This is a genomic window from Sinorhizobium chiapasense, assembly GCF_045277575.1.
Taxonomy (GTDB): Bacteria; Pseudomonadota; Alphaproteobacteria; order Rhizobiales; family Rhizobiaceae; genus Ensifer; species Ensifer chiapasense_A.
In genome coordinates this window covers 683,792-708,371 of sequence record NZ_CP144205.1, presented here as the reverse complement: position 1 = coordinate 708,371, position 24,580 = coordinate 683,792, and the positions used below count along the sequence as shown (strand labels likewise).

The window sequence follows — 24,580 nt, the reverse complement described above, 5'->3', positions numbered from 1 at the left end:
CGGAGGGAACTCAGACGCTGTGGGCGCTGAAAAGCGGCTGGCGCATCAATGCTTCAAAATCAGGCGCGGCGAGTGGCCGGCTGAAGAAGTAGCCTTGGATCTCGTCGCAACCGCTCCGGCGCAGAAACTCGACCTGGGCCTGGTTTTCCACACCTTCGGCGATGACGCGCAGGCCGAGGTTTTGGGCGAGCGAGATGATCGCCGCCGTGATCGCGTTGTCGTCGAGATCGACGGGAATGTCCGCGACGAAGGACCGGTCGATCTTCAGGCGGCGCACCGGGAAGCGCTTCAAGGCGCTGAGGCTCGAATAGCCGGTACCGAAATCGTCGATTGCCAGGTGCACGCCGATCGCCTGCAGTTCGTGCATGGTGGCGATTGCGCCTGGCACGTCCTGCATGATCAGGCTTTCCGTAAGCTCCAGTTCGAGACGACAGGGCTCAAGCCCGGTTTCGGCCAGAATGGCCGCAACGTGGCCGGCCCAGTCGCGCTCGCGGAACTGGCGCGCCGAAACATTGACGCTGACGATCAGCGGTGGCAGGCCGGCATCCTGCCAGCCCTTGGCCTGGCGGCAGGCGGCACGCAGCACCCAGTCGCCGATCGGCACGATCAGCCCGGTTTCTTCAGCGAGCGGAATGAACTCGGCCGGCGAGACCGTGCCCCGCTCGGGGTGACGCCAACGCAGCAGCGCTTCGGCTGCGAAAACGCGGCCATTGGCAAGGTTCATCTGCGGCTGGAACTGCAGGAAGAACTCGTTACGCGCCAGCGCCCTGCGCAACTCCTCCTGCTGGCGCAGCTTTTCGTGCGCCTTGGCAGCCATTTCCTCCGTGAAGACCTGCAGATTGTTGCGACCGAGCTCCTTGGCCCGATACATCGCCATGTCGGCATTGGCGAGTAGCTCGCCGACCGTCTTGCCATGATTGGGAAAGCAGGCGACCCCCATGCTGCAGGTGACCTGCAAACTTCGGCCCTCGATCTCCATCGGTGCGGCGATGGCGCGGCGAATATCCTCAAGCCTCGCCAGTACGACATCACGCTCGCAGGGAAGGCCGTTCAAGAGCAGGATGAACTCGTCGCCACCGACACGCACGACCATGTCGGACTTGCGCACCGACGAACGCATGCGCGCTGCCGTGACCTTCAACAGTTCATCGCCGGCCGCATGGCCGAGCGTATCGTTGACCAGCTTGAAATTGTCGAGGTCGAGGAAGGCGAGCACCGCCCACTGACCGATGCCACGCAGGGCCTCCAGCGCCTCGGCGACCTGCTCCTCGAACAGCGCCCGGTTCGGCAAGCCCGTCAGCGCATCATGATGCGCCATGAAACTGATACGGTCCTCTGCCTGCTTGCGCTCGATGGCGATACCCGCCAGATGCGCCGCCATCGCGATCAGTTCCCTCTGCCCATCGTCGGGAACGCCGACGGAGCCGGAATAGAGCGCGAAGGTACCAAGCACCTTGCGGTCGCGCGAATGGACCGGCGTCGACCAACAGGACCGGAAACCGTAGGGACGAACGAACTCGCGATAGTCGTCCCAGAGAGGATCGGCGAGAATATCCGAGACGATTACCTGCTCGCCGCGCCAGGCGGCGGTCCCGCAGGAGCCCATTCGAGGACCGATCTCGACACCATGGATGGTCGCGCAATAGGCCTCGTCGAGGCTTGGCGCTGCGCCGTGGGAGAGATAGCGGCCATCGGCCGACAACAACAGCACTGACCCTTTGATCCCGGGCATCAGCGCCTCGATCAGCAGGATCATGTCCCGGAAGAATTCGTCGAGCGGCCGGCTGTTGGCGATCATCTCCAGGAGCCGGGCTTGCCCTTCGAGCAGGCGTTCGGCGGCCTTGCGGTCGGAGATGTCGCGCGACACGCCGACGACGCCGACAATCTTGCCACGCTTGTTGCGCAGCGGCACCTTGGAGGTCATCAGCCAGCGGTCGCGGCCTTTGCTGACGATCGCCCGTTCCTCGATGCCGAAAATCGGCTCGCCGGTCTCGATGACGCGGCGCTCGATGTCGGCGATCGCCTTGGCCATATGCGGCGGATGGAGATCGAAGTCGGTCTTGCCGACGATGTCCTTCAGCGCCTCCAGCCCGTTGTCGGCAATTGTCACCTGGTTGGCGATGAGGAACCGCCCGTCGACATCCTTGGCATAGATGTAGTCGGGCACATGGTTGATCATCGTTTCCAACCAGTAGTGGCGGTCGGCGATGTCGGGTTCGGCGGGAAAGATGCGCGCCACTTCTTCGGCCAACCGGTGGCTGGCATCGATCAGACAACGTGTATCCTCATTGCCGCCGCCGTTTAAGGCGGCATATCGCGGATTGCGGGACGTGTTTTTCGCCAAGCAGCCCTCCCGACGCGTTTCGTCGCGTCGCTGGTCGATCTTTCCCCATTTCACGTTAAACGAGCAAGAGTTAGCCCTTCCTAAATAACTTGTAGAAAAATCGTGTAGAGGTTGCAATCTCGAAGTCGCGCCGCCCGCAGCGGCCGGACCAACGGCGCGAACGACATGTCGACAATGGGCCGCATGGCCTATCAAAAGATTTCATGCGTGATATCAGCGACCTTGGCTTCCGCCCTCCCGCACGCTTGCCTATGACAGGGGCACGCAACGACGGGAGGAGTTCGACATGCTGACGATCTACGGGGTCTATCGCTCGCGCGCATCGCGCAACTACTGGATGGCGCTGGAGCTCGGCATCCCTTTCAAATCCGTGCCGGTCATCCAGGCACGGCGGGTCGCCGATCCGCTTGCCGCCAATGCGCCCATCAACACCAAGTCGCCGGCTTTCCTCGCCGTCAATCCGATGGGGCTGATCCCGGCGATCGACGATGACGGGGTGGTGCTGACGGAATCGCTTGCCAACAATCTCTATCTTGCGCGCAAATATGGCGGCCCCCTGGCGCCGGCCGATATCCGTGAAGAAGGACTGATCGGCAACTGGACGATGTGGGCGGCGACCGAGGTCGAGCCGCATGCCGTGCAGATCGTGCTCACCTACGACTACGGCAACGAGGAAACGGACGAAGGCAAAGCAACGATCGCGAGATGCGCCAAGGCGCTCGACAAGGTGTTTGCCCGCATGGAGACCCACCTCGATGGACGGGACTATGCGGTCGGCGATCGTTTCACCGTGGCCGATCTTAACCTCGCAGAGGTCTTCCGCTACACCATGACCCAGAAGCAGCTTTTCGCGAGATATCCGCGTGTGACCGCCTGGCTTGCCCGTTGCCATGACCGGCCGGCGTTCAAGGCGATGATGGACGTGCGCCTGGCGGAACCGGAATAAACCGTCGGGAACGGCTCGACGGCTGCCCGGGTATCGTCAGGTCATGGTCGCCGCGTCGAAGCGGACACGCGGCGCCCTGAGATCGAGCAGGTGCATGCCCTCTTCCACCTCGTCACGAACCCAGCGCTTGAAGGCGGCCGCGGCTTTGCTTTCCCGCCGCGATGGCGAGCTGACGAAATAGTGGCCGTAGCCCGTCTCGACACGAATGCCGAAGGGCACGACCAGACTGCCCTGGCCGATCGCGAAACCGGCCAGCGTCTGCCAGGCGAGCATAACCCCCTGCCCCGAGATCGCCGCGTCGAGCACCAGCGACGCCTCGTTGAACGTGTGGCGCACGGGCATTTCGGCGCCGGAAAGGCCGACTTCGCGAAGCCACACCTCCCAGCTGAACATCGAGTGACCGTCAACCACGGCAGGGAGCTTTAGAATATCTGCAGGTATGCGCAGGTTCTCCGCCATGGACGGCGAGCAGACGGGAAAGACCTCCTGCTGCAGCAGCAGTTCGGATTTCACGCCAGGCCATTCGCCGGAGCCGACACGGATGCCGACATCCACATCGGACGTGTCGAGATTGACGAGCTTCGTCGTGGCATCGATGCGCAGGCGAATATCGGGGTGGCGCTCGGCAAAACGGTTGAGCCGATAGACCAGCCAGCGGGCGGCAAAGACCGGCGCCACCGAGATCGTCAACATCGACTCGTCGCGCCGCCGCGCCGAAGCCACGGCCTCCGCCAGTTCCTGAAAGGCATTGCCGAGGCGCGCGAGGAACCGCTGACCAAAGTCGGTCGGGACGAGGCCCCGCGACGTTCGCTCGAACAGGACGCGGCCGAGTTGGGCCTCCGCCTTAGCGATCTGCTGGCTGACGGCGCCGGAGGTCACGCCGAGCTCTTCTGCCGCTGCCGCGAGCGAGCCCAGTCGACCGGCGGCTTCGACAGCGCGCAGTCCGTTCAGATGGACGGAATTCAGATCCCTCATATAGTTTTTCTAAACTCGTTCGGTGCCATTCTCAATTGAAAAGAGAGCGGGACAGGCAGATCATCCAACGATCGAAAGGATGGTCCGCCATGTTGAAGCTTCTCTCGACGTTGACCGCATTCGCCACTTCGGAAAATCGGAAGCAGGATACGCCACTGGCCTGGGCGCGCGATCCGCTGCAGCACCCGGATCTCGAGCGCATGGACGAACGCGAACTCGGTGATCTGCCCTTCCCCGGCTGGCCGTGGCCGCGCGCGGCCGAATGCGCCGGCGACTGCCTGCAGGCCGGGGGCCGGTGACGAGCAAGAGCGGCCTTGTGATAGGCTGGTGGGATGAGCGAGGACCTCGACCGCAATTTCGTGAGGGTCGTCAAGCTGGCGGAAGCCGCCAGCCTGCCGGAAGTGTCGGTTGGCACCTCCTACGGCACGCCGGCGCTGCTGGTGAAGAACAAGAGCTTCGCGCGCATGAAGAATGGCGACACGCTCGTCGTCATGTGCGCGCTCGAGGAAAAGGCAATGCTGCTGGAACTCGATCCGCGGCTCTATTTCGAGACGGACCATTACAAGGGCTGGCCTGCCATGCTCGTCCGGCTGTCGGAGATCGACGATGAAAGCCTAACCGGGCGACTGGTTGCCGCCTGGCGGCAAAAAGCGCCGAAGAAGCTTTCTGCCAGCTTCGGCGGCTGAATCCGGCGCTTCTTCATGAAAGCGGACGCCGGGCGGCGCTCTATGGTGTAGGGCCTGCTTGTCGACCGGGCAGCCCTTGCCGAGCGAAAATCTCGATGCTGGAGGCGGCGCGATCGGATGATGCGGCCTTCCATTTCAGAGCCAGCGCCTATACCGGTGGAAACGATAGCCGCACAGGTGCTCTTCCATGATCGTTCGCGACCGCCCCAGCCTTCTGAAACTGTTCTTCATCCTCAGGGGATCGGTCATTCAGCGGATATTTCCGCAGGTGCTGTTCGTCTTCGGACTTTCCGCCTTCGTCGTCTGGGCGCACCGCTTCGATCCGCAAATCGTGCCCAGCGTCAACAGCGGCCCGTTCGCGCTGCTCGGTATCGCGCTCTCCGTATTTCTCGGCTTTCGCAACAATGCCTGCTATGACCGCTGGTGGGAGGCGCGAAAGGATTGGGGGCAACTGATCTTCACGTCACGCGATCTTGCCCGCCAGACGCTGATCCTGGACGAGGCGGACGAGACGTCGGGGAAAGCGGTGCGGCGGCGCCTGCTCAATTTGACGATCGCGTTTGCCCACGCCCTAGTCTGCCACCTGCGGCCGGGCAACCATGCCACCAGGACGCTCGAGCGGATACCTGACGATCTGGTTCCGGGCTACACGGCAAGCCGCAATCCGCCGGACTTCCTGTTGCGCGAGATGGGCCGCGACCTTGCCGGTCTACGTGCTTCCGGCACGATCAGCGACTTTCAGTGGGCGCTGCTGGACGGTACGGTCGGCAAGATGTCGACCATGCTCGCTGCCTGCGAAAGAATCCGCAACACGCCGGTGCCCTTCGGCTACACACTGCTTCTGCACCGCACCGCGTATCTCTTCTGCTTCCTGCTGCCCTTCGGCTTTGCCGATGCGCTCGGCTGGGCGACGCCCTTCGTCACCGCGCTGGTTGCCTACACCTTCTTCGGCCTCGACGCGCTGGGCGACGAGCTGGAGGAGCCGTTCGGCGTGCTGCCGAACGACCTGCCGATCGTGGCACTCGCCGAAACGATCGAGATCAACCTGCGCGAAGCGCTCGGCGAAGCCGACCTTCCGCCGCTGCCGCAACCGAAGAACTACATGCTGATGTAGCGGCCGTGGCCTAAAGCGCGTCGTTAGCGCAAGACCGCTGCGCACTCTTGCGCGACAGGTCAGAGCTTGACCGCCGCCAATACCCGGGCAACGGCCGGACGCGCCGTCATGCGATTGCGGTGATCCAGCACTTTCGGAAAAAGGGTGGGGTCGACGCCATCCGCTTCCAGCCAGCCGGCAATGGTGAAAAGGTAGGGATCGGCGATGGAATAGGCCTCGCCCATGACGAAGGGGCCTTCGAACATCCTGTTCTCGATCAGTTCGAAGCAGGCCGTCATGTTGGATGCGACCTTGGCCCTCATCGCCTCGTGCGCGGCGGGATCGTCTGCCCAGCGCGCACCGCGGCGACCATGGGCATGGGCGACATGCACCGTCGAGCACAGATAGTTCATGAACGACTGCAGCTGGGCAAAAGCAAATGCATCGCCCCTGGGTGCCAGGTTCGCCGCCGGATGCGTCTCAGCGATATAGGTCAGGATCGCCGGCGTTTCGGTGACGACGCCACGGCCAGTCAAAAGCGCCGGCACCCGACCTTTCGGGTTTACCGCGAGATAATCGGGCTTGGTCTGTTCGGCGGTCGAGAAATCGACGCGGCGCGCCTCGTAGTCAGCACCGGCCTCCTCCAGCGCAATATGCGAGGCCAACGAGCAGGTCCCCGGTGCGTAGAACAATTTCAACACTTTAACTCTCCTCTGCGGTCAGATGGATCCGATGACTTAGCGTCGATCGAGTCGAGCCAACAGTATCAATACTCGCGAATTGAAGCGAATTCGGGCGAAGTCCAACGGGTTTTCTCCGCTCCTATCCCCGCGTGCGGCCCGCAGAAGAACGGATGTCACCCGGATTGACAAGCGGGAACGGATTTCAATAGAACATGAAGGTTACGTTATAACATTATTCGGAGTTACTTATGAAGACGCTCTTTTCAACCTTCATCGCCGCCAGCCTGTTTGTCGCCGCTGCGACACCCGCCTTTTCCCATGGCGCATGGATCGGCGAACGTTGGGGAACGCTCGCCGTCATCTACGGCCACGGCCCGGCGGACGAAGCCTATGATCCGGCCAAAGTGAAATCGGTCTCGGCGCTTGGCGAGGACGGCAAGGTGCTGCCGGTGACGATCGTGCCCGCCGACAACCACGCCTCGCTGAAACTCGACGGCGACCCCGCAATCGTCGCTCTCGAGTTCGACAACGGCTATTGGAGTGAAGGTGCTGACGGCAAATGGGTGAACAAACCGAGAACGAGGTTCCCGGCGCCAAGCAGGCGAGCCATTCCGTCAAATACAGCATCGGGCTGGTGCATGCGCATGGCGAGCTGCCGGACTTTCCGGCACAGCCGCTGCAGATTGTTCCTCTCGACAACCCTATCGGGCTGAAGCCTGGTGAGAGATTTCGCGTCCGCCTGCTGCTCGACGGCAGGCCGCTCGAAGGCAAGGAAATCATCCTGGACTACGCCGGACTGCCCGAGCTCGTCGCCGAAAAGACGGACGCGAATGGTGAAGCCGAGGTGACGCTGCGCAATGCCGGCGTCAACATCCTCGCCGTTAGTCACGCGATCCCGCTCGAAGGTAACGCCGCAGCCGACAAGAAGGGGCTGACGGCGACGCTGACCTTCGTCGCCGAGCCGCACGTGCACGAGTAGCCCCATCTCTCCGGTCATGCCGCAGCTTAGCCAGAACATCCACCCTCTGCTTGAGGGCGGGCGTGAAGGATTGAACCGCGAATCGGTCCCGAGGATGACGTGCCGAGGCGTTCAGAAGCCTCACAATCGGCCCGGCAGGCTATCCCTGCCGGGCCGTTTTCGGTCAGGCAACGAGCGCCTCGCCGCAACCGGGCACATCTTCCAGGCGATGGTAGACGGGTATGCCGCGCTCGCGGGCAATGCGCACATCGTTGTCGGCTCCCTTGCTGTCCCCCGGCAAGCGCAACACAGCATCGCAAAGCGCCAGCAGGCGTCCGGCCACCGGGTGGAAGATTTCCTCGTAGAGCTCATCCCCCACCCGCTCGCCGCCCGCCGCATTCCACACCGGCAGCGCCACCCATTCGCCGATCATCGGCACGTGCCCGGCTTTAAACAGCGCATAGGACGGCTCTTCCAATCGCTTCAGGTTGGCGGCCATCTTGTCCGGATCGTCTCCCGTTCCCGAGCGATAGGGGCCCGCGATCAAAATCAGCATGATTTTCTCCACATTCTTGCACGAAATATCCAGATCATTCTGGAATATTCATGATATTTCGTGCAATATCGTGAAGAGTCAAGGAGGCATTCATGCTGACAACACAGAGACGGACTTTGATTTCCGCACGACTGGCGCGCGACGGCGAGATCGTCGCCAAGCGTCTGGCGGACGAACTGGACCTCTCGGAAGACACGATCCGGCGCGATCTCCGCGAGATGGCGGCGGAAGGCCTGTTGAAGCGCGTCCATGGCGGCGCGCTGCCGCTGGTGCCGCCGCTACCGAACTTTGCGGCACGGCAGGAGATCGCCGGCGAAGTCAAACGTCGGCTTGGGCGCAAGGCCGCGGCGATGATCGAGGCGGGCCAGACGATCTTTCTCGACGGCGGCACCAGCAATGCGGAAATCGCGCGGGCGCTGCCACGGGAGATGCGGCTGACCGTGGTCACCCACAGCCCGACAATCGCCGCCGAGCTCGAACGCCACGAAGCCGAAGTGATCCTGATCGGCGGCCGTCTCTACAAGCATTCGATGGTTGCTACGGGAGCGGCCGCCTTGGCCGCCATCGCCGGGATTCGCGTCGACCTGTTCTTTCTCGGCGTCACCGCCATTCATCCCGCCCATGGCGTCTCGACCGGCGACTTTGAAGAGGCGGCCGTCAAGCGCGCGATCCTGAAGCAGGCCGCAGATACCTATGTGCTTGCGACGGCTGAGAAATTCGGCGCGGTCTCGCCACACCGCGTGGCCGGGATCGCCGATCTGGCCGGCTTCATCATGGCTGAGGAAATCGAGGACGGGATGCTCGCATCCTATGACGACGCGAACATCGCGATGATCAAGGCCTGATGTCGCCGACGGATTGACCCGACCGGGATGCTCGCAGACGGGTGAGCCGAGGTCCTCCGCCCCAACATCTCAGGCGGCGAAAGCCTCCGTCACCCTGACATCGCCGACATGGATGCCGTTCCAGTTCCGCATCGAATGGTTCGCCTGCGCCATCAGGGCCGCATGCAGTTCCGACTCGTCGCGGAAGAAGCGGGCAAGCGTTGCCGCAACCATGGCCTCTGCCGCCCGCGTCGTGCCGTCCTCGCATTTCAAGGCAATCGCAATGCCCTTCTCCGGAATGGCGGCGCAGAAGACACCCTCGGCGCCGGTCTTGGCAAAGATGCGGCCGGGCGCCGTTTTCATGAGCCGCGTGCAAGAACGCTTGGTGCCTGCAACGAAAAAGGGCTCGGCCATGCAGGCGTCGATCAGCCGCTTGGAGGCGCGTGCACGCTCCGGCGCGAGACCGGAGCCGGTCGCCATCTTCGCAAAGCCGTGCGCCAAACCCTTGAGCGGCACGGCATAGGTCGGGATCGAGCAGCCGTCGACGCCGCAATTGTCCTTGGCGAGGATCGCACCCGTCAGACTCTCCATCGTGCCGCGGATTTCCCGCTGCAGCGGATGGTCGTAGCCGACATAGCCCTTTACTTCGGTGCCCGAATGGCAGCAGGCGCAGATGAAGCCGGCATGTTTGCCGGAGCAATTGTTGTGGAGCGCGGTCGGCGCATCGAGGCTGCGGACCTGGGCGATCAGCGTCTTCTGGTCGGACGACCAATGGGCGCCGCATTCGAGCGCCGAGACATCGCGGCCAGCCGCTGCAAGCATCTTGGCGGCAAGTTCCACATGTTCCGGCTCACCGGAATGCGACGAACAGGCAAGCGCCAGTTCCCTGTTGCCGAAACCGTAGGCGTCAGCGGCGCCGCTTTCCATCAGTGGCAGCGCCTGCATCGCCTTGCAAGCCGAGCGCGGGAAGACGGCGGTGTCGATATCGCCGAGCGAAAAGACGGTGCGGCCGTCGCCATCGACGGCGATCACGAGGCCGCGATGGCGGCTTTCGACGAGGTTTCCACGGGTGACTTCGACGAGAACGGGATTCGACATGCCTTGCCCTCAAATATCCGAAATTGCTCCGTGCATTTAACAGGATTCCAGCGGCAGGAAACGGAGTTTTCATGAAATTCGCCCGCAGGCTCGCCGCCGTCTTTCTGGTGATCTACCTGTTGCCGGCGCTGGCCTCGGCCGGCTGGTGGTACATGCAGGACCGGCCGCAGAGCTGGCGGGATGCGGATTGGTCTTCGGCCGGCATCCTGCCAAAGGCCGCGGAAAGCGCCGATGCGGCAGTCTACATCTTCTCGGCAACGGCCGGCGGCATGAAAGGCGCTGTCGCCAGCCACGCCTGGATCGTGACCAAGGAACAGGGCGCCCCCTCCTACAACCGCTACGACAAGGTCGGCTGGGGCAAGCCGATCCGCCAGAACGCCTATCCGGCGGACGCCCGCTGGTATTCCAACGAACCGCGGCTGGTCGTCTCCGTGACCGGCACCGAAGCCAGAAGACTGATCCCGAAGATCGAGGCGGCCATCGCCGGCTATCCCTATGCCTCGCCCGGCGGCTACCGAATCTGGCCAGGTCCGAACTCCAACACCTTCGTCGCCCATGTGTTGCGCTCCGTGCCGGAACTCGGCGCAGTGCTGCCGCCCGACGCCGTCGGCAGGGATTATCTGCCGGAGGGCAAGCTGTTCCAGATCGATGCCGATGGCCGCGACATGCACGCAACGCTCTATGGTCTGGCCGGCATTTCGGCCGGGGCGCGCAGCGGCCTCGAGCTGCATTTCTTCGGCCTCGTCGCCGGCTTCGATTTTGCGAGGCCCGGCATCAAGATCCCGGCACTCGGGCGTTTCGGGGTATGATCCGCAAGCTTCGCCATACCTGAGGTGGAGGCCCGGGAACGGAATGCCGGAAACGGAAAAGGGCCGCCCGAGGCGACCCTTCCATGAGTTCTGGCCAAGTGAGTGGCCCGGGCCTTAGGCCCGAAGGAAGGCGGGGATCAGGCCGAGGGCTGCCTCGACACGTTCACCTCTCCCATGCCCTTCACCAAGACCGAAATCTCATTAGACATTGGACCACCTTCCTTTCTGTTCGTTGCTGATCAGCCGAAGGTAAGCGATCCGTCTCCAATTGCAAGACCGACGATAGTCGGAGATCGCCGCAATGCTCGCGATCACAAGAACCTGATGGCCATTCCGATCACAGGGGCCTGATGATCCTTCGGATCACAGGGACATGATGATCTTGCCGATATGGTCGCCCCCCTCCATCTCGCGATGGCCGTCGGAAACCGCGCTGAAGGGCAGGACCGAATGGATGACCGGCGCGACCTTGCCCGCCTCCAGCAGCGGCCAGACCTTCTCCCTAAGGCCGTCGCGGATCGCCTGCTTCTCCGCCGCCGTGCGCGGACGAAGGGCCGAGCCCATGACATGGAGCCGTTTCGTCAGGATCGGCGCGATGTTTGCGGCTTCCACCTTGGCGCCGCCGAGGAAGGCAATGATCGACAGGCGTCCGTCTTTCGCAAGCGATGCAATGTTACGATCGAAGTAGCGCCCGCCAACCATGTCGAGGATGACGTCGACGCCGCGTCCGCCTGTTTCCTCGAGCGCGACGACCTTGAAGTCCTCGTCGCGATAGTTGATCGCGCGTTTGGCACCCAGCGCCTCGCAGGCACGGCATTTCTCGGCGCTGCCGGCGGTGACGAGAACCTCGGCACCAAAGGCCTTGGCGAGTTGGATCGCCGTCGTGCCGATGCCGCTCGAGCCACCATGGACGAGGATCGTCTCGTCCGCCTTAAGGCCGGCCATGTCGAAGACATTGGCCCAGACGGTGAAGAATGTTTCCGGCAGCGCGGCCGCCTTCACCGAGTCATAGCCCTTCGGCCAGGCGAGCGCCTGGGTCGCGGGCACTGCCGCGTATTCCGCATAGCCGCCGCCATTGGCGAGCGCGCAGACCTTGTCGCCGATCTGAAATCCCACAGCGCCCTCGCCGAGCGCCACGATCTCGCCCGCCACCTCGAGGCCGAGGATCGGGCTTGCGCCCGGCGGCGGCGGATAGTCCCCCTTGCGCTGCAGGACATCGGGGCGGTTGATGCCGGCCGCCTCCACGCGAACCAGGATGTCGCCCGGCTTGACCTCAGGCAACGGCCCCTTCTTCAGGACCATGTTTTCCGGTCCGCCCGGGGCCGGAAGATCGACGAAATTCATTTCTGACGGAAGGGACATGGCATAACCTCATGCTCACTGATGTGTCCCATCTAGCGCTGGCAATGCGTCGCGGAAAGAGCTTCGATCGAATCGATAGAGCCACCCTTGGCCGACAGGAAGGAGAGTATGTGTTCGGCCACAAGGGCAGGACTCTCCCAGTGCGGATTGTGGCCGTGTCCGTCAAGAGTGATCGAGCGGGCCGAGCCGAGGGCGGCGACAAGCTGCTGGCGATGTCCGGCATCGAAAAGCGGATCCTCGCTGCCGGCGATCGCAAGCACCGGCATCCGCAGTTGCCGCGCACTGGCGCGCAGGTCGGTGGCTGCAAGACCGTCGAGGATAGTGTGCCACATTGCCGTCGGTATGTCCGCGGCCTCCTCGCGCATGTAACCCAGAAATTCGCCATCGACCGGACGGCTGCAGGCGTGCCAGCTGTCGAAGAACGCATGATCCCGATGAAGTGGTTCCTTCAACGCGCGGATCGCCTGCGCCGTCGGATTGGTCGCGTCGAGCCCGGGCTGCAGGGTGCCGGACAGCAGGACGAGCGCGCGGACCAGATCCGGCCGCAGGGCGGCAAAGGCGATTGCTGTCATCGCGCCCATGGAATGGCCGACGACAACGACGTCGCTCAGCGCCAGCCGGCCTGCCAGGCAATCGAGGTCCCGGGCGAAATCGACAACCGTCGCCCCCTGCCCCGCCTGTGAGGCGCCGTGTCCGGCAAGATCGGGGATGATGAGGCGACGGCCGGCCAGATGAGGCGCGATCAGCGAGAAACTGCGGCTGCTGTCAGAATAGCCGTGCAGGAGCAACAGCACCGGACCTTCGCCCTGATCGACATAGGCGAACTGACGCCCGCCTGGCAGTTCGAGCCGCTTCTTCAGCAAAGCCCAGTGCCGCTGGTCGATGCAGGTCACAGCCCGAGCGCGGCCTTGACCGCGGCAGAACCCGGCTGCCCATCGAATGTCGTCACGCCGGCGAGCCAGGCGTCGAGCCGCTGCGGTTCCTCCTTGATCGCCTTTTGCCCGGCCTCATCCGGCGCCAGCCCGTCGTTCATCAGGTAACCCATGCCGCGGTTCTCGAAGTCGATGTCGAACACCAGATTGTTGAGGAGTTTCGCCACGTTCGGGCACTCCTGCAGGTAGCCTTTGCGCACCTGGGTCGAGACGGTCGCCGCGCCAAAATCCGGCCCGTAGAACTTGTCGCCGCCGGTCAGATACTTGATCGAGAGCGCCGTGTTCATCGGATGTGGCGCCCAGCCCTGAAACACGATGAAAGATTTGTCGCGCACCCGGCGGGTGACTTCGGCTAACATCCCTTGTTCGCTCGATTCGACCACTTCCCAGCCATCGAGACCGAGGCTCGGGTCCTTGATCGCATCGAGCATCAGTTGATTGGAGCCCGGCTCGATGCCGTACATCTTCTTCTCGAACCTGTCGGCGAAGGTTTTCAGGTCGGCGAAGTCCTTGACCCCGGCCTCGCAGACATAATCGGGCACGGCGAAGGTATATTTCGCGCCCTTGAGGTTGGTGCGCACGGTCTCGACCGAACCGTCGTCCTTGTAGGGCTTGTAATAGCTCACCATCGCCGGATCCCAATAGCCGAGAAAGACGTCGAGATCGCCGCTGCGCAGGCTGGTGTAGATGACATCGATGCCGAGCAGCCTGCTCTCCGGCTCATAGCCAAGCGCCTTCAGCACCGTCAGCCCCACGCCCGTGGTGAACGCCAGATCGTTCCATCCGGGCTCCGCCAGCCGTACGTGCCGACAGGCTTCCGGGTCGCCGGCAAGGACCGGGCTGGCGGCGGCAATGAGCGCAACGGTGGACATCAAAAGTTTCACGCCTGGCATCGCATCCTCCGATTTGTCCTTCAGGACTAAAAATTGACCCGTAGGTCAACAATTGATCTTTCCGGAAAGTTTGTCAATGTGGGAATCGTTTGGAGAGGGCCTATGCGACTGACAAAGATAAGCGAGATCAGGCGGCGCGAGCTGCGCCGGGCTGCCTTCGAGGTGCTGCAAAAAGAGGGCATGGCCGGCGCGACGCTGGAGAAGGTGGCAATGCATGCCGGCGCCTCCAAAGGCATCGTGCTGCATTATTTCGCCAACAAGCAGGAGCTTTTCGAACATGCGATGCGCGAGGCGAATGCCGCGCTGAAGGAAGCGGTGGTCGAACGGCTGAACCGGGCGCGCACGCCCCGCGAGCGGCTGAAGGCAATCATCGAGGCGAATTTCGAGGAACGCTTCTTTCAGCCTTCGGTCTGCCATGCCTGGCTTTCCCTCTGCGCCGAGGTGCCGCGCGAGCCGCAACTCGCCCGGATCCAGAAGGTCATTCACGCCCGTATGCGCTCGAACCTTCTCTCCGCGCTGGCTCATCTCTTGCCGGAAGACGAATGCGAGGCCGCGGCGCTCGGCATCACATCGTTGATCGATGGGCTATGGCTGCGGCTCGGTTTGCAATCGGGCGGACTGACGCGTGACATGGCGCTCGCGCAGATGCGCGATTATCTCGCCCACCGCGTGCCTGGAAATTAGATCTCAGCCGCCGAGCGCGTCCATGACGAGCCCGGCCTCGCTGGTCTTGGCGCGGGACTTGATTTCGGCGATACGGGCGCTGACGGCCTGGCCGTCGGAAAAGACGAAGCCTTCCGGCAGCCCGAGCACCGCGATCGAGCAGCGCATCAGCGGAAATTCCTTCGGCGAGCCGTCGCGGCCATAGCCGCTGATGCGCCCTTCCGCCTGATGCTCCGGCGAATAGAGCTGGCGCACGTCGGAGCGGAAATCGTCGAGCAGGCGGTTCAGCACCGCCTCCAGGTCTTCGACCGAACAGCCGCTGATACCGACGAAGAAATCATCGCCGCCGACATGGCCGAGGAACTTTTCCTCGCCGATGAAGTGTCGGCGCAAGAGCGCGGCGAACAGCGTGATCGCGAGATCACCCTTCTGGAAGCCGTAGGTGTCGTTGAAGGGTTTGAAGTCGTCGAAGTCGCAATAGCAGAAGTAACGCGCCTGATCGCCGTCGAGGATCGCGTCCTGGACGTAGTCGCGGATGGCGCGGTTGCCGGGAAGGCCCGTCAACGGATTCTGCTCCTGCGCCATCTTCAACTGCTTTTCGTTGATGATCTTCAGAAGCGACGAAGCCGAGAGCGTGCCGGCGTAACGCATGTTCTCCGTCAGGATCAGGCAATCGCTGCCGTCCATGCCGGCAAAGATCTTCAGCATCTCGTCCGCAGGCGTATCGAGATCGGCGATCGGTGCCGGGCTGACGAAATGCGAGATGCGCCGCTGGTAGATCCTGTTCTTCAGGAGATCGCGGCCGAAGGGGTGATAGATCAGTTCCTTGACGTGATATTCGTGCAGGATGCCGCGCGGCTCGCCATTGGCGTTGAGCACCGGAAAGAAACCTTGGCGCGGGTTCAGGCGGAAGAGATCGAAGACGGAATCGAGCTCGTCGCTTTCGCGCACCGTCGGGAGCTGCTCGATCTGCTTGCGGATCAGGATGCCGTCCAGCGACGACGAGGACCGTCTGCCGCTCACGCTCTGATCGAGATGCGGATAGGCCGGCAGCAGTTCGCTGAGATGGGTCGTCGGGCGGGCGACGTAATAGCCCTGCACGAGGTCACAGCCAAGATCGCGGCAGGTCAGGAACTCCGCTTCCGTCTCGACACCTTCGGCGATGACGCGCGTGCCGAGCACGTGGGCGGTATTGACGGTGTGACGGACGAGATGACGCTTGCGGGCATCCGCTTCGATGCCGGAGATGAAGTGCCGGTCGATCTTCACGTAGTCGACCGGCTGGTCGCAGAGCAGCTTCAACCCGTTGAAGCCGGCACCGAAATCGTCAATGGCGAGCTTGAAGCCGGCGAGCCGGAGATCGCGCACGAGCGCGGAGAAGTCCGGCATCTTGCCGCTGTCGAAACGCTCGGAAAGCTCGAAGCAGAGCGACGACGGGGCAATGTTGGCGCGCTTCAGGTGGTTGACGAGGCGCTCGACGATATCCCCCTCGCCGCCGACGAGGCGCGAGTCGAAATTGAGGAACAGCGTACGGGCGGCATGATCGGGCAGCGTCGCGAAGCCGGCGACGGCGCGGCTGTTGATCATATGCTCCAGCGCCAGCAGTTGCCCCGCCTCTTCAGCCTTGTCGAGCAGTTCCAGCGGCGAGGCAAAGCCCAGCTTCTGGAAACCGCGCATCAGGGATTCGTAACCGAAGACGGTGCCGGTCGCCGCTTCGGCGATCGGCTGGAAGGCGCTCTCGATCACCAGCTTGGCAAGCGTGACGATCTGGTCGTCGCCGAACCGGCGCAGCGAGAGGATTTCGGCGGGGGCGGCGGACATGCCGGGCTCCAGAGGCTTAAGAACGGACGATCGGACCCCGACAGCATGGCTGCCAAGAGTCAACGAAGTCTTTCCCCACTATGAAGCTTTGATGAAAGCTATGTGACAGCCGCAATGCCCCTGACCAACTGCGAACATTCTAATAAAATCAGTAGTTTCATGGGCGGGGGTTTCCGCGCCAGCGGCGCCGGTTAAGGGTCGGCTTTTCGCCCACAAATTGCTCAAGCGAGGACGAGGAGAACCAGATATCCGGCCCCAATCGCGAGGCAGAGGGGACCGTAAACTCGGCGATCGAGCGTTGTGAAAGGCTCGCCGCCGTGCCGCCTATGGAAGGCCTCATTGAAGGCCACCAGTCCGCGGGCGACAAACACCGCCGCAAGCGCGGAGATACCGCCATAGGCCAAGATCGGCGGCAGCACACCTGCCAGCACAGGTGTCACCGACAGCGGCAGGAGCGCCGCCGCGAAGATGAGGACGGCGACGACAGCCGTCAGCCAAGCCGGCGGCATCGTCGGCCGATGTCTTGTTCCAACCACTGTCCGCACGAGCGACGCCTCGTCCTCACAGGGCCAAAGCCCTCCGAGCGCCCAATAGGCATGCAACGCGGCAATGCCGGCAAGGACCAGAAAGATCAGGATCGCGATCGCCGTGAGCATGACTGAAGCCCTTTTTCGCAGGCTGTTGAGGATGTCACGCCGCTTTTGCCAGCGGCTTCGCGCCCGAACGTACTCCCATGGCGGCAAGCCCGGCCATGGCGATGAAAGCTGCCCATTGCGGCGCCGGCCAGAGGGAACCGAGATAGGCGAACCCATAGCCCATGAAGAGCGCCGCATAGGCGAGATACTGCGCGATCACGGTTGAAGCGAGCGGCATGCGGTAGCGTTCGTCCCCGGCGGCAAACAGCAGAGCGAGACTGTTGATCAGCAAGATGGCGCTCGTCGCGTGCCAGAGCAGCGAGACATAGGTTTGCAGCAGCGGCGATGGGCTGCTCGCGAGCAGCGGCACATGCACTTCCGGCCCGCCGGCGAAAACATGGATGCCTGTTGTGACCAACGAAAGGATGCCTGCTGCCAGAAGCCACCTGCTCATGAACCGTCTCCAATGACCATACGGCAGCGTATGTACGCCACCATCTTGCATCCGTCAATACGGTGGCGTATGGATGGCAATGCCGACGAAAACCACCCTGACGAACGCCGACTGGATCGAGGCCGCCTTCCGAGCGCTGACAGAGGGCGGCGTGCAGGCGATCCGGGCCGAGGCCATTGCCCGCGACCTAAAGGTGAGCAAGGGCTCCTTCTATTGGCATTTCAAGGACGTACCGGATCTGAAAGCTCAGATGCTCGCCCATTGGGCGCGCGAGGCGACCGACGCCATCATTGCCGAAGTCGACTCCCAACAGGTGCCGGCGGAAGAGCAATTGCACCTGCTGGTGCAAGCGACAACCGACGAACGCAACCTTGCCTATGGCGGCATGCTGGCCGAAGGCGCAATTCGCGAATGGGCACGCTTCGACCCAACGGCGGCAGCCGTGCTCAAATCGGTGGACGAGCGCCGCATCGCCTATGTCGCCGGCCTACTCGAGGGCTGCGGATTTTCGGTGAAGCACAGTCGCAGCAGCGCCAATGCGCTCTACGGCGCGCTGATCGGCCTCGAAGCCCTGGCTGCAAGCGGCCTTGCCGATCTTCGCGGCGACCTGCTCGGGCTGCTGGAGGCCCAGCTCCGCAGCCGCGACAGCGGATAAATCAATTCCAGGACAAGCGTGAAAAAGTTTTCCGCCCGGAATTGCGTCCCTTCTAACTGTCAGCCCTTCGCCAGCACGCCGAAAGCGATCAGCGACAGTCCCTGCATCACGAGGTCGACAGCCAGGAACAGGCCGAGGATCCAGAGGCTGTTGACCGGCCAGCCGGCAGCGATGATGAGGCCGGCGGCAAGCGTGACCAGACCGCCGATTGCCACCCATCCCCAGCCCTGCACCGGCCTGAGCTTGAGACCGACCCAGATGCGGAAGCAGCCGGCGACGATCAAGGCGATCGCCATCACGAAGGTCAGGAAGGACGAGGCAAGCAAGGGATTGATGAAGGCAAAGAGGCCGGCGATCATGTAGCAGGCGCCGCTGAGGCTCCAGTAGAGCACGCTGTCCCAGCCCTTGACCTGGAAGGCGTGGGCGAGATTGAAAAGCCCGCCGACCAGCATGATGATCCCGACATAATAGACCGAAGCGACGGTGGCCATCAGCAGGTTGCCGAAGGCGAGACCACCGCACATGATCAACAGCACGCCGAGTGCTACGAACCATCCCCATTTGCCGGCAATCGCTGTCTTGTCGGCCTGATCGAATGCATGGGACATTTCAACCTCCAGTTCTTCGGAGCGCAGGATCGCTACCGGAGGGATTGAGCCGGATTTCTTCGCAAAAGGAAAGCAAAAACACCGAAGATTTTTATTGATTGATGAGTCAATCAAAAATAAACTGACCAACGTCAAGGGAGAGACGGATGCCGAAGGTCGGAATGGAACCGGTGCGCCGCAAGGCGCTGGTAGACGCAGCACTTCGCGTGATCGGCGACCAGGGCACGCTGACCGTGACCATGTCCGAGATCGCCCGCCATGCCGGCGTCTCCCCTGCCCTTGCCCATCACTATTTCGGCAGCAAGGAGCAATTGCTGATCGAGACGATCCGAAGCCTATTAAGGCAGTTGCGCGATGACACGGTGACGGCGCTTCACACGGTGGCGGGCCCGCGCGAACGGCTGAGCGCGCTCATCCGCGTCTCCTTCCAGGCAAGCCAGTTCGCCCCCGACACCATCGCCGCATGGCTCGCCTTCTATTCGGAGGCGCAACGGTCGGAAGAGGTGCGGCGGCTGCTCGTCGTCTATGCCCGGCGCCTGCGCTCCAATCTCATGGCGAGCCTCAAGGCGCTTTGTGCGGATGATGACGCGGAACGCATCGCCGAGGGCGCTGCTGCGATGATCGACGGACTTTATATCCGCCAGAGTCTGCGCTCCGCGCCGATCGGCATCGAGGCCTCGATCGCGCTCACCGAAGATTACGTCACCTCGCACATCGATCGGCTCAATCGCCAGGGAACGGCCGCATGACCGCAAGACCGAACATCCTGATCATCATGGTCGACCAACTGAACGGAAAGTTCTTTCCGGACGGACCGGCCGCGTTCCTGCATGCGCCGAACCTGAAAGCGCTCGCCGCCCGCTCGGCCCGCTTCCGCAACAACTATACTTCTTCGCCGCTTTGCGCGCCGGCCCGCGCCTCCTTCATGGCTGGGCAATTGCCGAGCCGCACCCGCGTCTACGACAATGCCGCCGAGTACCAGTCCTCGATCCCGACCTATGCGCATCACCTGCGCCGCGCCGGCTACTACACGGCGCTTTCCGGCAAGATGCATTTCGTCGGACCGGACCAGTTGCACGGTTTCGAGGAACGGCTGACGACCGACATCTATCCGGCCGATTTCGGCTGGACGCCCGACTATCGCAAGCCCGGCGAGCGCATCGACTGGTGGTACCACAATCTCGGCTCCGTCACCGGCGCAGGCGTCGCCGAGATCACCAACCAGATGGAATATGACGACGAGGTCGCCTTCCTCGCCAACCAGAAGCTCTATCAGCTTTCGCGCGAAAACGACGATGCGGACCGCCGCCCCTGGTGCCTGACCGTCTCCTTCACCCACCCGCACGACCCTTATGTCGCGCGGAAAAAGTTCTGGGATCTCTATGAGGGCTGCGAGCATCTGCTGCCCGAGGTCGGCATGCTGCCGGAGGATCAGCAGGATCCGCATTCCAAGCGCATCATGCACTCCTGCGATTACGGCAATTTCGACCTGACGGAAGACAATATCCGCCGTTCGCGCCGGGCCTACTTCGCCAACATCTCCTATCTCGACGAGAAGGTCGGCGAGCTCTTGGACACGCTGACGCGCACCCGCATGCTCGACAATACGCTGATCCTCTTCTGCTCGGATCACGGCGATATGCTCGGCGAGCGCGGCCTGTGGTTCAAGATGAACTTCTTCGAGGGCTCGGCCCGCGTGCCGCTGATGGTCGCCGGTCCGGGCGTCGCACCCGGCCTGCATCTGGCGCCGACCTGCAATCTCGACGTGACGCCGACGCTTGCCGATCTCGCTGGCATTTCACTCGATGAGGTCAAGCCCTGGACCGACGGCATCAGCCTCGTGCCGATGATCAACGGGGAGGAACGCAGCGAACCGGTGCTGATGGAATATGCGGCGGAAGCGTCCTACGCCCCGCTCGTCGCCATCCGCGAAGGCAAGTGGAAATACATCCACTGTGCGCTCGATCCCGACCAGCTCTACGATCTAGAGGCGGATCCGCTGGAACTCAAGAATCTCGCCGCCAATCCGGAAACGCCGGTGCAGGCGGCGACGCTGCAGGCCTTCCGCGACATGCGCGCCGCCCATTGGGACATGGAAGCCTTCGATGCGGCCGTGCGCGAAAGCCAGGCGCGCCGGTGGGTCGTCTACGAGGCGCTCCGCAACGGCGCCTATTACCCCTGGGACCACCAGCCGCTGCAGAAGGCATCCGAGCGCTACATGCGCAACCATATGAACCTCGACAATCTCGAGGAATCCAAACGCTATCCGCGAGGAGAATGAGATGAAAGCCCAACCACAAGCCTCGCACTTCATCGACGGTGAATATGTCGAGGACATCGCCGGCACCGTGATCGAGAGCATCTATCCGGCGACCGGCGAAGTGATCGCGCGCCTCCATGCGGCAACGCCCGCGATCGTCGAGAAGGCGATCGCCGCGGCCAAGCGCGCCCAGCCGGAATGGGCGGCGATGAGCCCGACGGCCCGCGGCCGGATCCTCAAGCGCGCCGCCGAGATCATGCGCGAGCGCAACCGCGAACTCTCCGAGCTCGAGACGCTCGACACCGGAAAGCCGATCCAGGAGACGATCGTCGCCGATCCGACTTCCGGCGCCGACAGCTTCGAATTCTTCGGCGGCGTCATCGCCACGGCGCTCAACGGCGATTACATCCCCCTCGGCGGCGACTTCGCCTATACCAAGCGCGTGCCGCTCGGTGTCTGCGTCGGTATCGGCGCATGGAACTATCCGCAGCAGATCGCCTGCTGGAAGGGCGCACCTGCGCTCGCCGCCGGCAACGCCATGGTCTTCAAGCCCTCAGAAAACACGCCGCTCGGCGCCCTGAAGATCGCCGAAATCCTGATCGAAGCCGGCCTGCCGAAGGGCCTCTACAACGTCATCCAGGGGGATCGCACAACGGGTCCGCTGCTTGTCAACCATGCTGACGTCGCCAAGGTATCGCTGACCGGCTCGGTGCCGACCGGCAAGAAAGTGGCGGGTGCGGCGGCTGCCGAACTCAAGCACGTCACCATGGAACTCGGCGGCAAGTCGCCGCTGATCGTCTTCGACGACGCCGACCTCGAAAGCGCCATCGGCGGCGCCATGCTCGGCAATTTCTATTCGACCGGCCAGGTCTGCTCGAACGGCACCCGCGTTTTCGTGCAGAAGGGCATCAAGGAACAGTTCCTGACGCGGCTTAAGGCCCGGACCGAAGCGATCGTCATCGGCGATCCGATGGACGAAGCGACGCAGCTTGGACCGATGGTCTCGATGCCGCAGCGCGACAAGGTCTTCTCCTACATCGAGAAGGGCAAAGCCGAAGGAGCGCGGCTCGTGACTGGCGGCGGCATCCCGAATGCCGTCAACGCAGGCGGCACTTATATCCAGCCGACGGTCTTTGCCGACGTCACCGACGACATGACGATCGCCCGCGAAGAGATCTTCGGGCCCGTCATGTGCGTGCTCGACTTCGATGACGAGGCCGAGGTGATCGCCCGCGCCAATGCGACCGAATTCGGCCTTTCGGCCGGCGTCTTTACCGCCGACATCACCCGCGCGCACCGGGTCGTCGATCAGCTCGAAGCCGGCACGCTGTGGATCAACACCTACAATCTCTGCCCTGTGGAGATCCCGTTCGGCGGCTCGAAACAGTCCGGCTTCGGCCGTGAGAATTCGGTCGCGGCACTCAACCACTACAGCGAGTTGAAGACCGTCTATGTCGGCATGGGGCCAGTGCAGTCGCCGTATTGAGATTGGAGTTTGCCCCTCACCCTAGCCCTCTCCCCGCGGGCGGGGAGAGGGGACGTGCCACACGAGCAGTTCGAGAGTGCGCAAAACGGTGCGGCAACGTCCCTTCGCCCCGCTTGCGGGGAGAAGGTGCCGGCAGGCGGATGAGGGGCATGCCGAGGGGCATTCAGCTAGAAGAGAGACCACGCTAATGCAGGCAGATTACATCATCATCGGCTCCGGCTCTGCCGGTTCGGCGCTCGCCTACCGCCTCTCCGAAGACGGCAAGAATACCGTCATCGTGCTCGAATATGGCGGAACGGATGCCGGGCCCTTCATCCAGATGCCGGCGGCGCTTGCCTGGCCGATGAGCATGAAGCGCTACAACTGGGGCTATCTCTCCGAGCCCGAGCCGAACCTCAACAACCGGCGCATCACCGCGCCGCGCGGCAAGGTGATCGGCGGCTCATCCTCGATCAACGGCCTCGTCTACGTGCGCGGCCACGCGGAAGACTTCAACCGCTGGGAGGAGCTCGGCGCGCGCGGCTGGGCCTATGCGGACGTGCTGCCCTACTTCAAACGCATGGAGCATTCGCATGGCGGCGAAGCCGGCTGGCGGGGCACCGACGGGCCGCTGCATGTCAAGCGCGGGCCGGTGCACAACCCGCTGTTCCACGCCTTCATCAAGGCCGGAGAGCAGGCGGGCTTCGAGCTCACCGACGATTACAACGGCTCGAAGCAGGAAGGCTTCGGGCTGATGGAGCAGACCGTCTGGCAGGGCCGGCGCTGGTCGGCGGCGAACGCCTATCTGAAGCCGGCGATGAAGCGGCAGAACGTCTCGCTCGTGCGCTGCTTCGCTCGCCGCATCATCCTCGATAACGGCCGGGCGACCGGCGTCGAGATCGAACGCGGCGGCAAGATCGAGATCGTGAAGGCGAACCGCGAAGTGGTGGTCTCGGCGTCCTCTTTCAACTCGCCGAAACTGCTGATGCTCTCGGGCATCGGCCCGGCTCAGCACCTGAAGGACATGGGCATCGAGGTGGAGGTCGACCGGCCGGGCGTCGGGCAGAACCTGCAGGACCATATGGAGTTCTACTTCCAGCAGGTCTCGACCAAGCCCGTGTCGCTCTATTCCTGGCTGCCCTGGTTCTGGCAGGGCGTTGCCGGGGCGCAGTGGCTGTTCTTCAAGAAGGGTCTCGGCATTTCCAACCAGTTCGAGGCCTGCGCCTTCCTGCGCTCCGCCCCCGGCGTCAAGCAGCCGGACATTCAGTACCACTTCCTGCCGGTGGCGATCAGCTATGACGGCAAGGCCGCCGCCAATACGCACGGCTTCCAGGTGCATGTCGGCTACAACCTCTCGAAGTCGCGCGGCAACGTCACGCTGCGCTCCTCCGACCCGATGGCCGACCCGGTCATCCGCTTCAACTATATGAGCCATCCGGAGGACTGGGAGAAGTTCCGCCACTGCGTGCGCCTGACCCGCGAGATCTTCAGCCAGAAGGCCTTCGACCACTATCGCGGTCCTGAGATCCAGCCGGGCGAGAAGGTACAGTCGGACGAAGAGATCGACGCGTTCCTGCGTGAGCACCTGGAAAGCGCCTATCACCCCTGCGGCACCTGCCGGATGGGCACGAAGGACGATCCGATGGCGGTCGTCGATCCGGAGACGCGCGTCATCGGCGTCGAGGGCCTTCGCGTCGCCGACTCGTCGATCTTCCCGCACGTGACCTATGGCAATCTCAACAGCCCTTCGATCATGACCGGCGAAAAGGCGGCCGACCACATTCTCGGCAAGCAGCCGCTCGCCCGCTCCAACCAGGAGCCGTGGATCAACCCGCGTTGGCAGGTCAGCGACCGCTAAGG

General features: G+C 63.2%; 25 protein-coding genes. 13 read left to right on the top strand and 12 right to left on the bottom strand.

Annotated elements, in window-relative coordinates; genetic code table 11:
* Positions 1-10: 10 nt before the first annotated feature.
* The gene (locus QM996_RS03400; RefSeq protein WP_500269300.1) at positions 11-2,344 is read right to left on the bottom strand and encodes a putative bifunctional diguanylate cyclase/phosphodiesterase; all 2,334 of its coding nucleotides are present in this window, start codon (positions 2,342-2,344) and stop codon (positions 11-13) included.
* 286 nt (positions 2,345-2,630) lie between these two features.
* Between QM996_RS03400 and QM996_RS03395 the strand changes: the two genes are divergently transcribed.
* A complete protein-coding gene (locus tag QM996_RS03395; protein ID WP_500269299.1) occupies positions 2,631-3,290 on the top strand; it encodes a glutathione S-transferase family protein in 660 nt (219 codons plus the stop codon).
* Between the two features lie 36 nt (positions 3,291-3,326).
* Here the strand turns inward: QM996_RS03395 and QM996_RS03390 are convergent, their stop codons facing one another.
* Complete coding sequence (locus QM996_RS03390; RefSeq protein WP_500269298.1) at positions 3,327-4,265, bottom strand: LysR family transcriptional regulator; 939 nt, start codon at positions 4,263-4,265, stop codon at positions 3,327-3,329.
* A gap of 89 nt (positions 4,266-4,354) precedes the next feature.
* Between QM996_RS03390 and QM996_RS03385 the strand changes: the two genes are divergently transcribed.
* From QM996_RS03385 to QM996_RS03375, 3 genes are all read left to right on the top strand, one after another.
* Positions 4,355-4,564 carry a hypothetical protein gene (locus QM996_RS03385; protein WP_500269297.1) on the top strand — a complete coding sequence of 70 codons (210 nt, stop codon included), beginning with the start codon at positions 4,355-4,357 and terminating at the stop codon, positions 4,562-4,564.
* 33 nt (positions 4,565-4,597) lie between these two features.
* Positions 4,598-4,951 carry an MmcQ/YjbR family DNA-binding protein gene (locus QM996_RS03380; protein ID WP_500269296.1) on the top strand — a complete coding sequence of 118 codons (354 nt, stop codon included), beginning with the start codon at positions 4,598-4,600 and terminating at the stop codon, positions 4,949-4,951.
* A 187-nt stretch (positions 4,952-5,138) separates the two neighbouring features.
* A complete protein-coding gene (locus QM996_RS03375) occupies positions 5,139-6,065 on the top strand; it encodes a bestrophin family protein (RefSeq protein WP_500269295.1) in 927 nt (308 codons plus the stop codon).
* A gap of 59 nt (positions 6,066-6,124) precedes the next feature.
* Here QM996_RS03375 and QM996_RS03370 read toward each other — a convergent pair whose 3' ends face one another.
* Positions 6,125-6,745, bottom strand: coding sequence for a glutathione S-transferase family protein (locus tag QM996_RS03370; RefSeq protein WP_500269294.1), 621 nt, complete (start codon positions 6,743-6,745; stop codon positions 6,125-6,127).
* 541 nt (positions 6,746-7,286) lie between these two features.
* Between QM996_RS03370 and QM996_RS03365 the strand changes: the two genes are divergently transcribed.
* On the top strand, positions 7,287-7,706 hold the full coding sequence (locus QM996_RS03365; protein ID WP_500269293.1) for a DUF4198 domain-containing protein: 420 nt from the start codon (positions 7,287-7,289) through the stop codon (positions 7,704-7,706).
* A gap of 163 nt (positions 7,707-7,869) precedes the next feature.
* Here the strand turns inward: QM996_RS03365 and QM996_RS03360 are convergent, their stop codons facing one another.
* Complete coding sequence (locus tag QM996_RS03360) at positions 7,870-8,241, bottom strand: DUF4406 domain-containing protein (RefSeq protein ID WP_500269292.1); 372 nt, start codon at positions 8,239-8,241, stop codon at positions 7,870-7,872.
* A 92-nt stretch (positions 8,242-8,333) separates the two neighbouring features.
* Here QM996_RS03360 and QM996_RS03355 point away from each other — a divergent pair, with 92 nt between their 5' ends.
* Positions 8,334-9,086: a DeoR/GlpR family DNA-binding transcription regulator gene (locus QM996_RS03355; protein ID WP_500269291.1), complete on the top strand. Its 753-nt coding sequence runs from the start codon at positions 8,334-8,336 to the stop codon at positions 9,084-9,086.
* 69 nt (positions 9,087-9,155) lie between these two features.
* On the opposite strand, the gene QM996_RS03350 is transcribed toward QM996_RS03355, so the two are convergent.
* Positions 9,156-10,163: an asparaginase gene (locus QM996_RS03350; RefSeq protein WP_500269290.1), complete on the bottom strand. Its 1,008-nt coding sequence runs from the start codon at positions 10,161-10,163 to the stop codon at positions 9,156-9,158.
* A gap of 71 nt (positions 10,164-10,234) precedes the next feature.
* Between QM996_RS03350 and QM996_RS03345 the strand changes: the two genes are divergently transcribed.
* Positions 10,235-10,972, top strand: coding sequence for a DUF3750 domain-containing protein (locus QM996_RS03345; protein WP_500269289.1), 738 nt, complete (start codon positions 10,235-10,237; stop codon positions 10,970-10,972).
* Positions 10,973-11,335: 363 nt separating this feature from the next.
* Here the strand turns inward: QM996_RS03345 and QM996_RS03340 are convergent, their stop codons facing one another.
* From QM996_RS03340 to choX, 3 genes are read right to left on the bottom strand one after another with little or no spacing between them, the layout of a single operon-like run.
* Positions 11,336-12,334: an NAD(P)H-quinone oxidoreductase gene (locus tag QM996_RS03340; protein ID WP_500269288.1), complete on the bottom strand. Its 999-nt coding sequence runs from the start codon at positions 12,332-12,334 to the stop codon at positions 11,336-11,338.
* A gap of 32 nt (positions 12,335-12,366) precedes the next feature.
* Complete coding sequence (locus QM996_RS03335) at positions 12,367-13,227, bottom strand: alpha/beta fold hydrolase (RefSeq protein ID WP_500269287.1); 861 nt, start codon at positions 13,225-13,227, stop codon at positions 12,367-12,369.
* On the bottom strand, positions 13,224-14,138 hold the full coding sequence (gene choX / locus QM996_RS03330) for a type 2 periplasmic-binding domain-containing protein (RefSeq protein WP_500269286.1): 915 nt from the start codon (positions 14,136-14,138) through the stop codon (positions 13,224-13,226). The genes QM996_RS03335 and choX overlap by 4 nt, the downstream gene beginning before the upstream one ends.
* Positions 14,139-14,261: 123 nt before the next feature.
* Between choX and betI (QM996_RS03325) the strand changes: the two genes are divergently transcribed.
* Positions 14,262-14,843 carry a TetR family transcriptional regulator C-terminal domain-containing protein gene (gene betI / locus QM996_RS03325; RefSeq protein WP_500269285.1) on the top strand — a complete coding sequence of 194 codons (582 nt, stop codon included), beginning with the start codon at positions 14,262-14,264 and terminating at the stop codon, positions 14,841-14,843.
* A 3-nt stretch (positions 14,844-14,846) separates the two neighbouring features.
* Here the strand turns inward: betI (QM996_RS03325) and QM996_RS03320 are convergent, their stop codons facing one another.
* The 3 genes from QM996_RS03320 to QM996_RS03310 form a co-directional block, all read right to left on the bottom strand.
* Positions 14,847-16,643, bottom strand: coding sequence for an EAL domain-containing protein (locus tag QM996_RS03320; RefSeq protein ID WP_500269284.1), 1,797 nt, complete (start codon positions 16,641-16,643; stop codon positions 14,847-14,849).
* Between the two features lie 221 nt (positions 16,644-16,864).
* Complete coding sequence (locus QM996_RS03315) at positions 16,865-17,299, bottom strand: DUF3995 domain-containing protein (RefSeq protein ID WP_500269283.1); 435 nt, start codon at positions 17,297-17,299, stop codon at positions 16,865-16,867.
* Between the two features lie 34 nt (positions 17,300-17,333).
* Positions 17,334-17,732, bottom strand: coding sequence for a hypothetical protein (locus QM996_RS03310; protein ID WP_500269282.1), 399 nt, complete (start codon positions 17,730-17,732; stop codon positions 17,334-17,336).
* Between the two features lie 79 nt (positions 17,733-17,811).
* On the opposite strand from QM996_RS03310, the gene QM996_RS03305 reads away from it, so the two are divergent.
* On the top strand, positions 17,812-18,387 hold the full coding sequence (locus QM996_RS03305) for a TetR/AcrR family transcriptional regulator (RefSeq protein WP_500269281.1): 576 nt from the start codon (positions 17,812-17,814) through the stop codon (positions 18,385-18,387).
* A gap of 59 nt (positions 18,388-18,446) precedes the next feature.
* On the opposite strand, the gene QM996_RS03300 is transcribed toward QM996_RS03305, so the two are convergent.
* Positions 18,447-18,995 carry an HdeD family acid-resistance protein gene (locus QM996_RS03300; protein ID WP_500269280.1) on the bottom strand — a complete coding sequence of 183 codons (549 nt, stop codon included), beginning with the start codon at positions 18,993-18,995 and terminating at the stop codon, positions 18,447-18,449.
* A 146-nt stretch (positions 18,996-19,141) separates the two neighbouring features.
* On the opposite strand from QM996_RS03300, the gene betI (QM996_RS03295) reads away from it, so the two are divergent.
* The 4 genes from betI (QM996_RS03295) to betA all read left to right on the top strand — a co-directional run bounded on the left by betI (QM996_RS03295) (position 19,142) and on the right by betA (position 24,578).
* Positions 19,142-19,744: a transcriptional regulator BetI gene (betI, locus tag QM996_RS03295; RefSeq protein ID WP_500269279.1), complete on the top strand. Its 603-nt coding sequence runs from the start codon at positions 19,142-19,144 to the stop codon at positions 19,742-19,744.
* A complete protein-coding gene (gene betC, locus QM996_RS03290) occupies positions 19,741-21,276 on the top strand; it encodes a choline-sulfatase (protein WP_500269278.1) in 1,536 nt (511 codons plus the stop codon). The genes betI (QM996_RS03295) and betC overlap by 4 nt, the downstream gene beginning before the upstream one ends.
* Before the next feature lies 1 nt (position 21,277).
* Entirely contained in the window at positions 21,278-22,741 is a 1,464-nt protein-coding gene (gene betB / locus QM996_RS03285; RefSeq protein ID WP_500269277.1) for a betaine-aldehyde dehydrogenase, read from the top strand.
* Between the two features lie 187 nt (positions 22,742-22,928).
* Positions 22,929-24,578: a choline dehydrogenase gene (betA, locus tag QM996_RS03280; RefSeq protein WP_500269276.1), complete on the top strand. Its 1,650-nt coding sequence runs from the start codon at positions 22,929-22,931 to the stop codon at positions 24,576-24,578.
* The last annotated feature ends 2 nt before the right edge of the window (positions 24,579-24,580 follow it).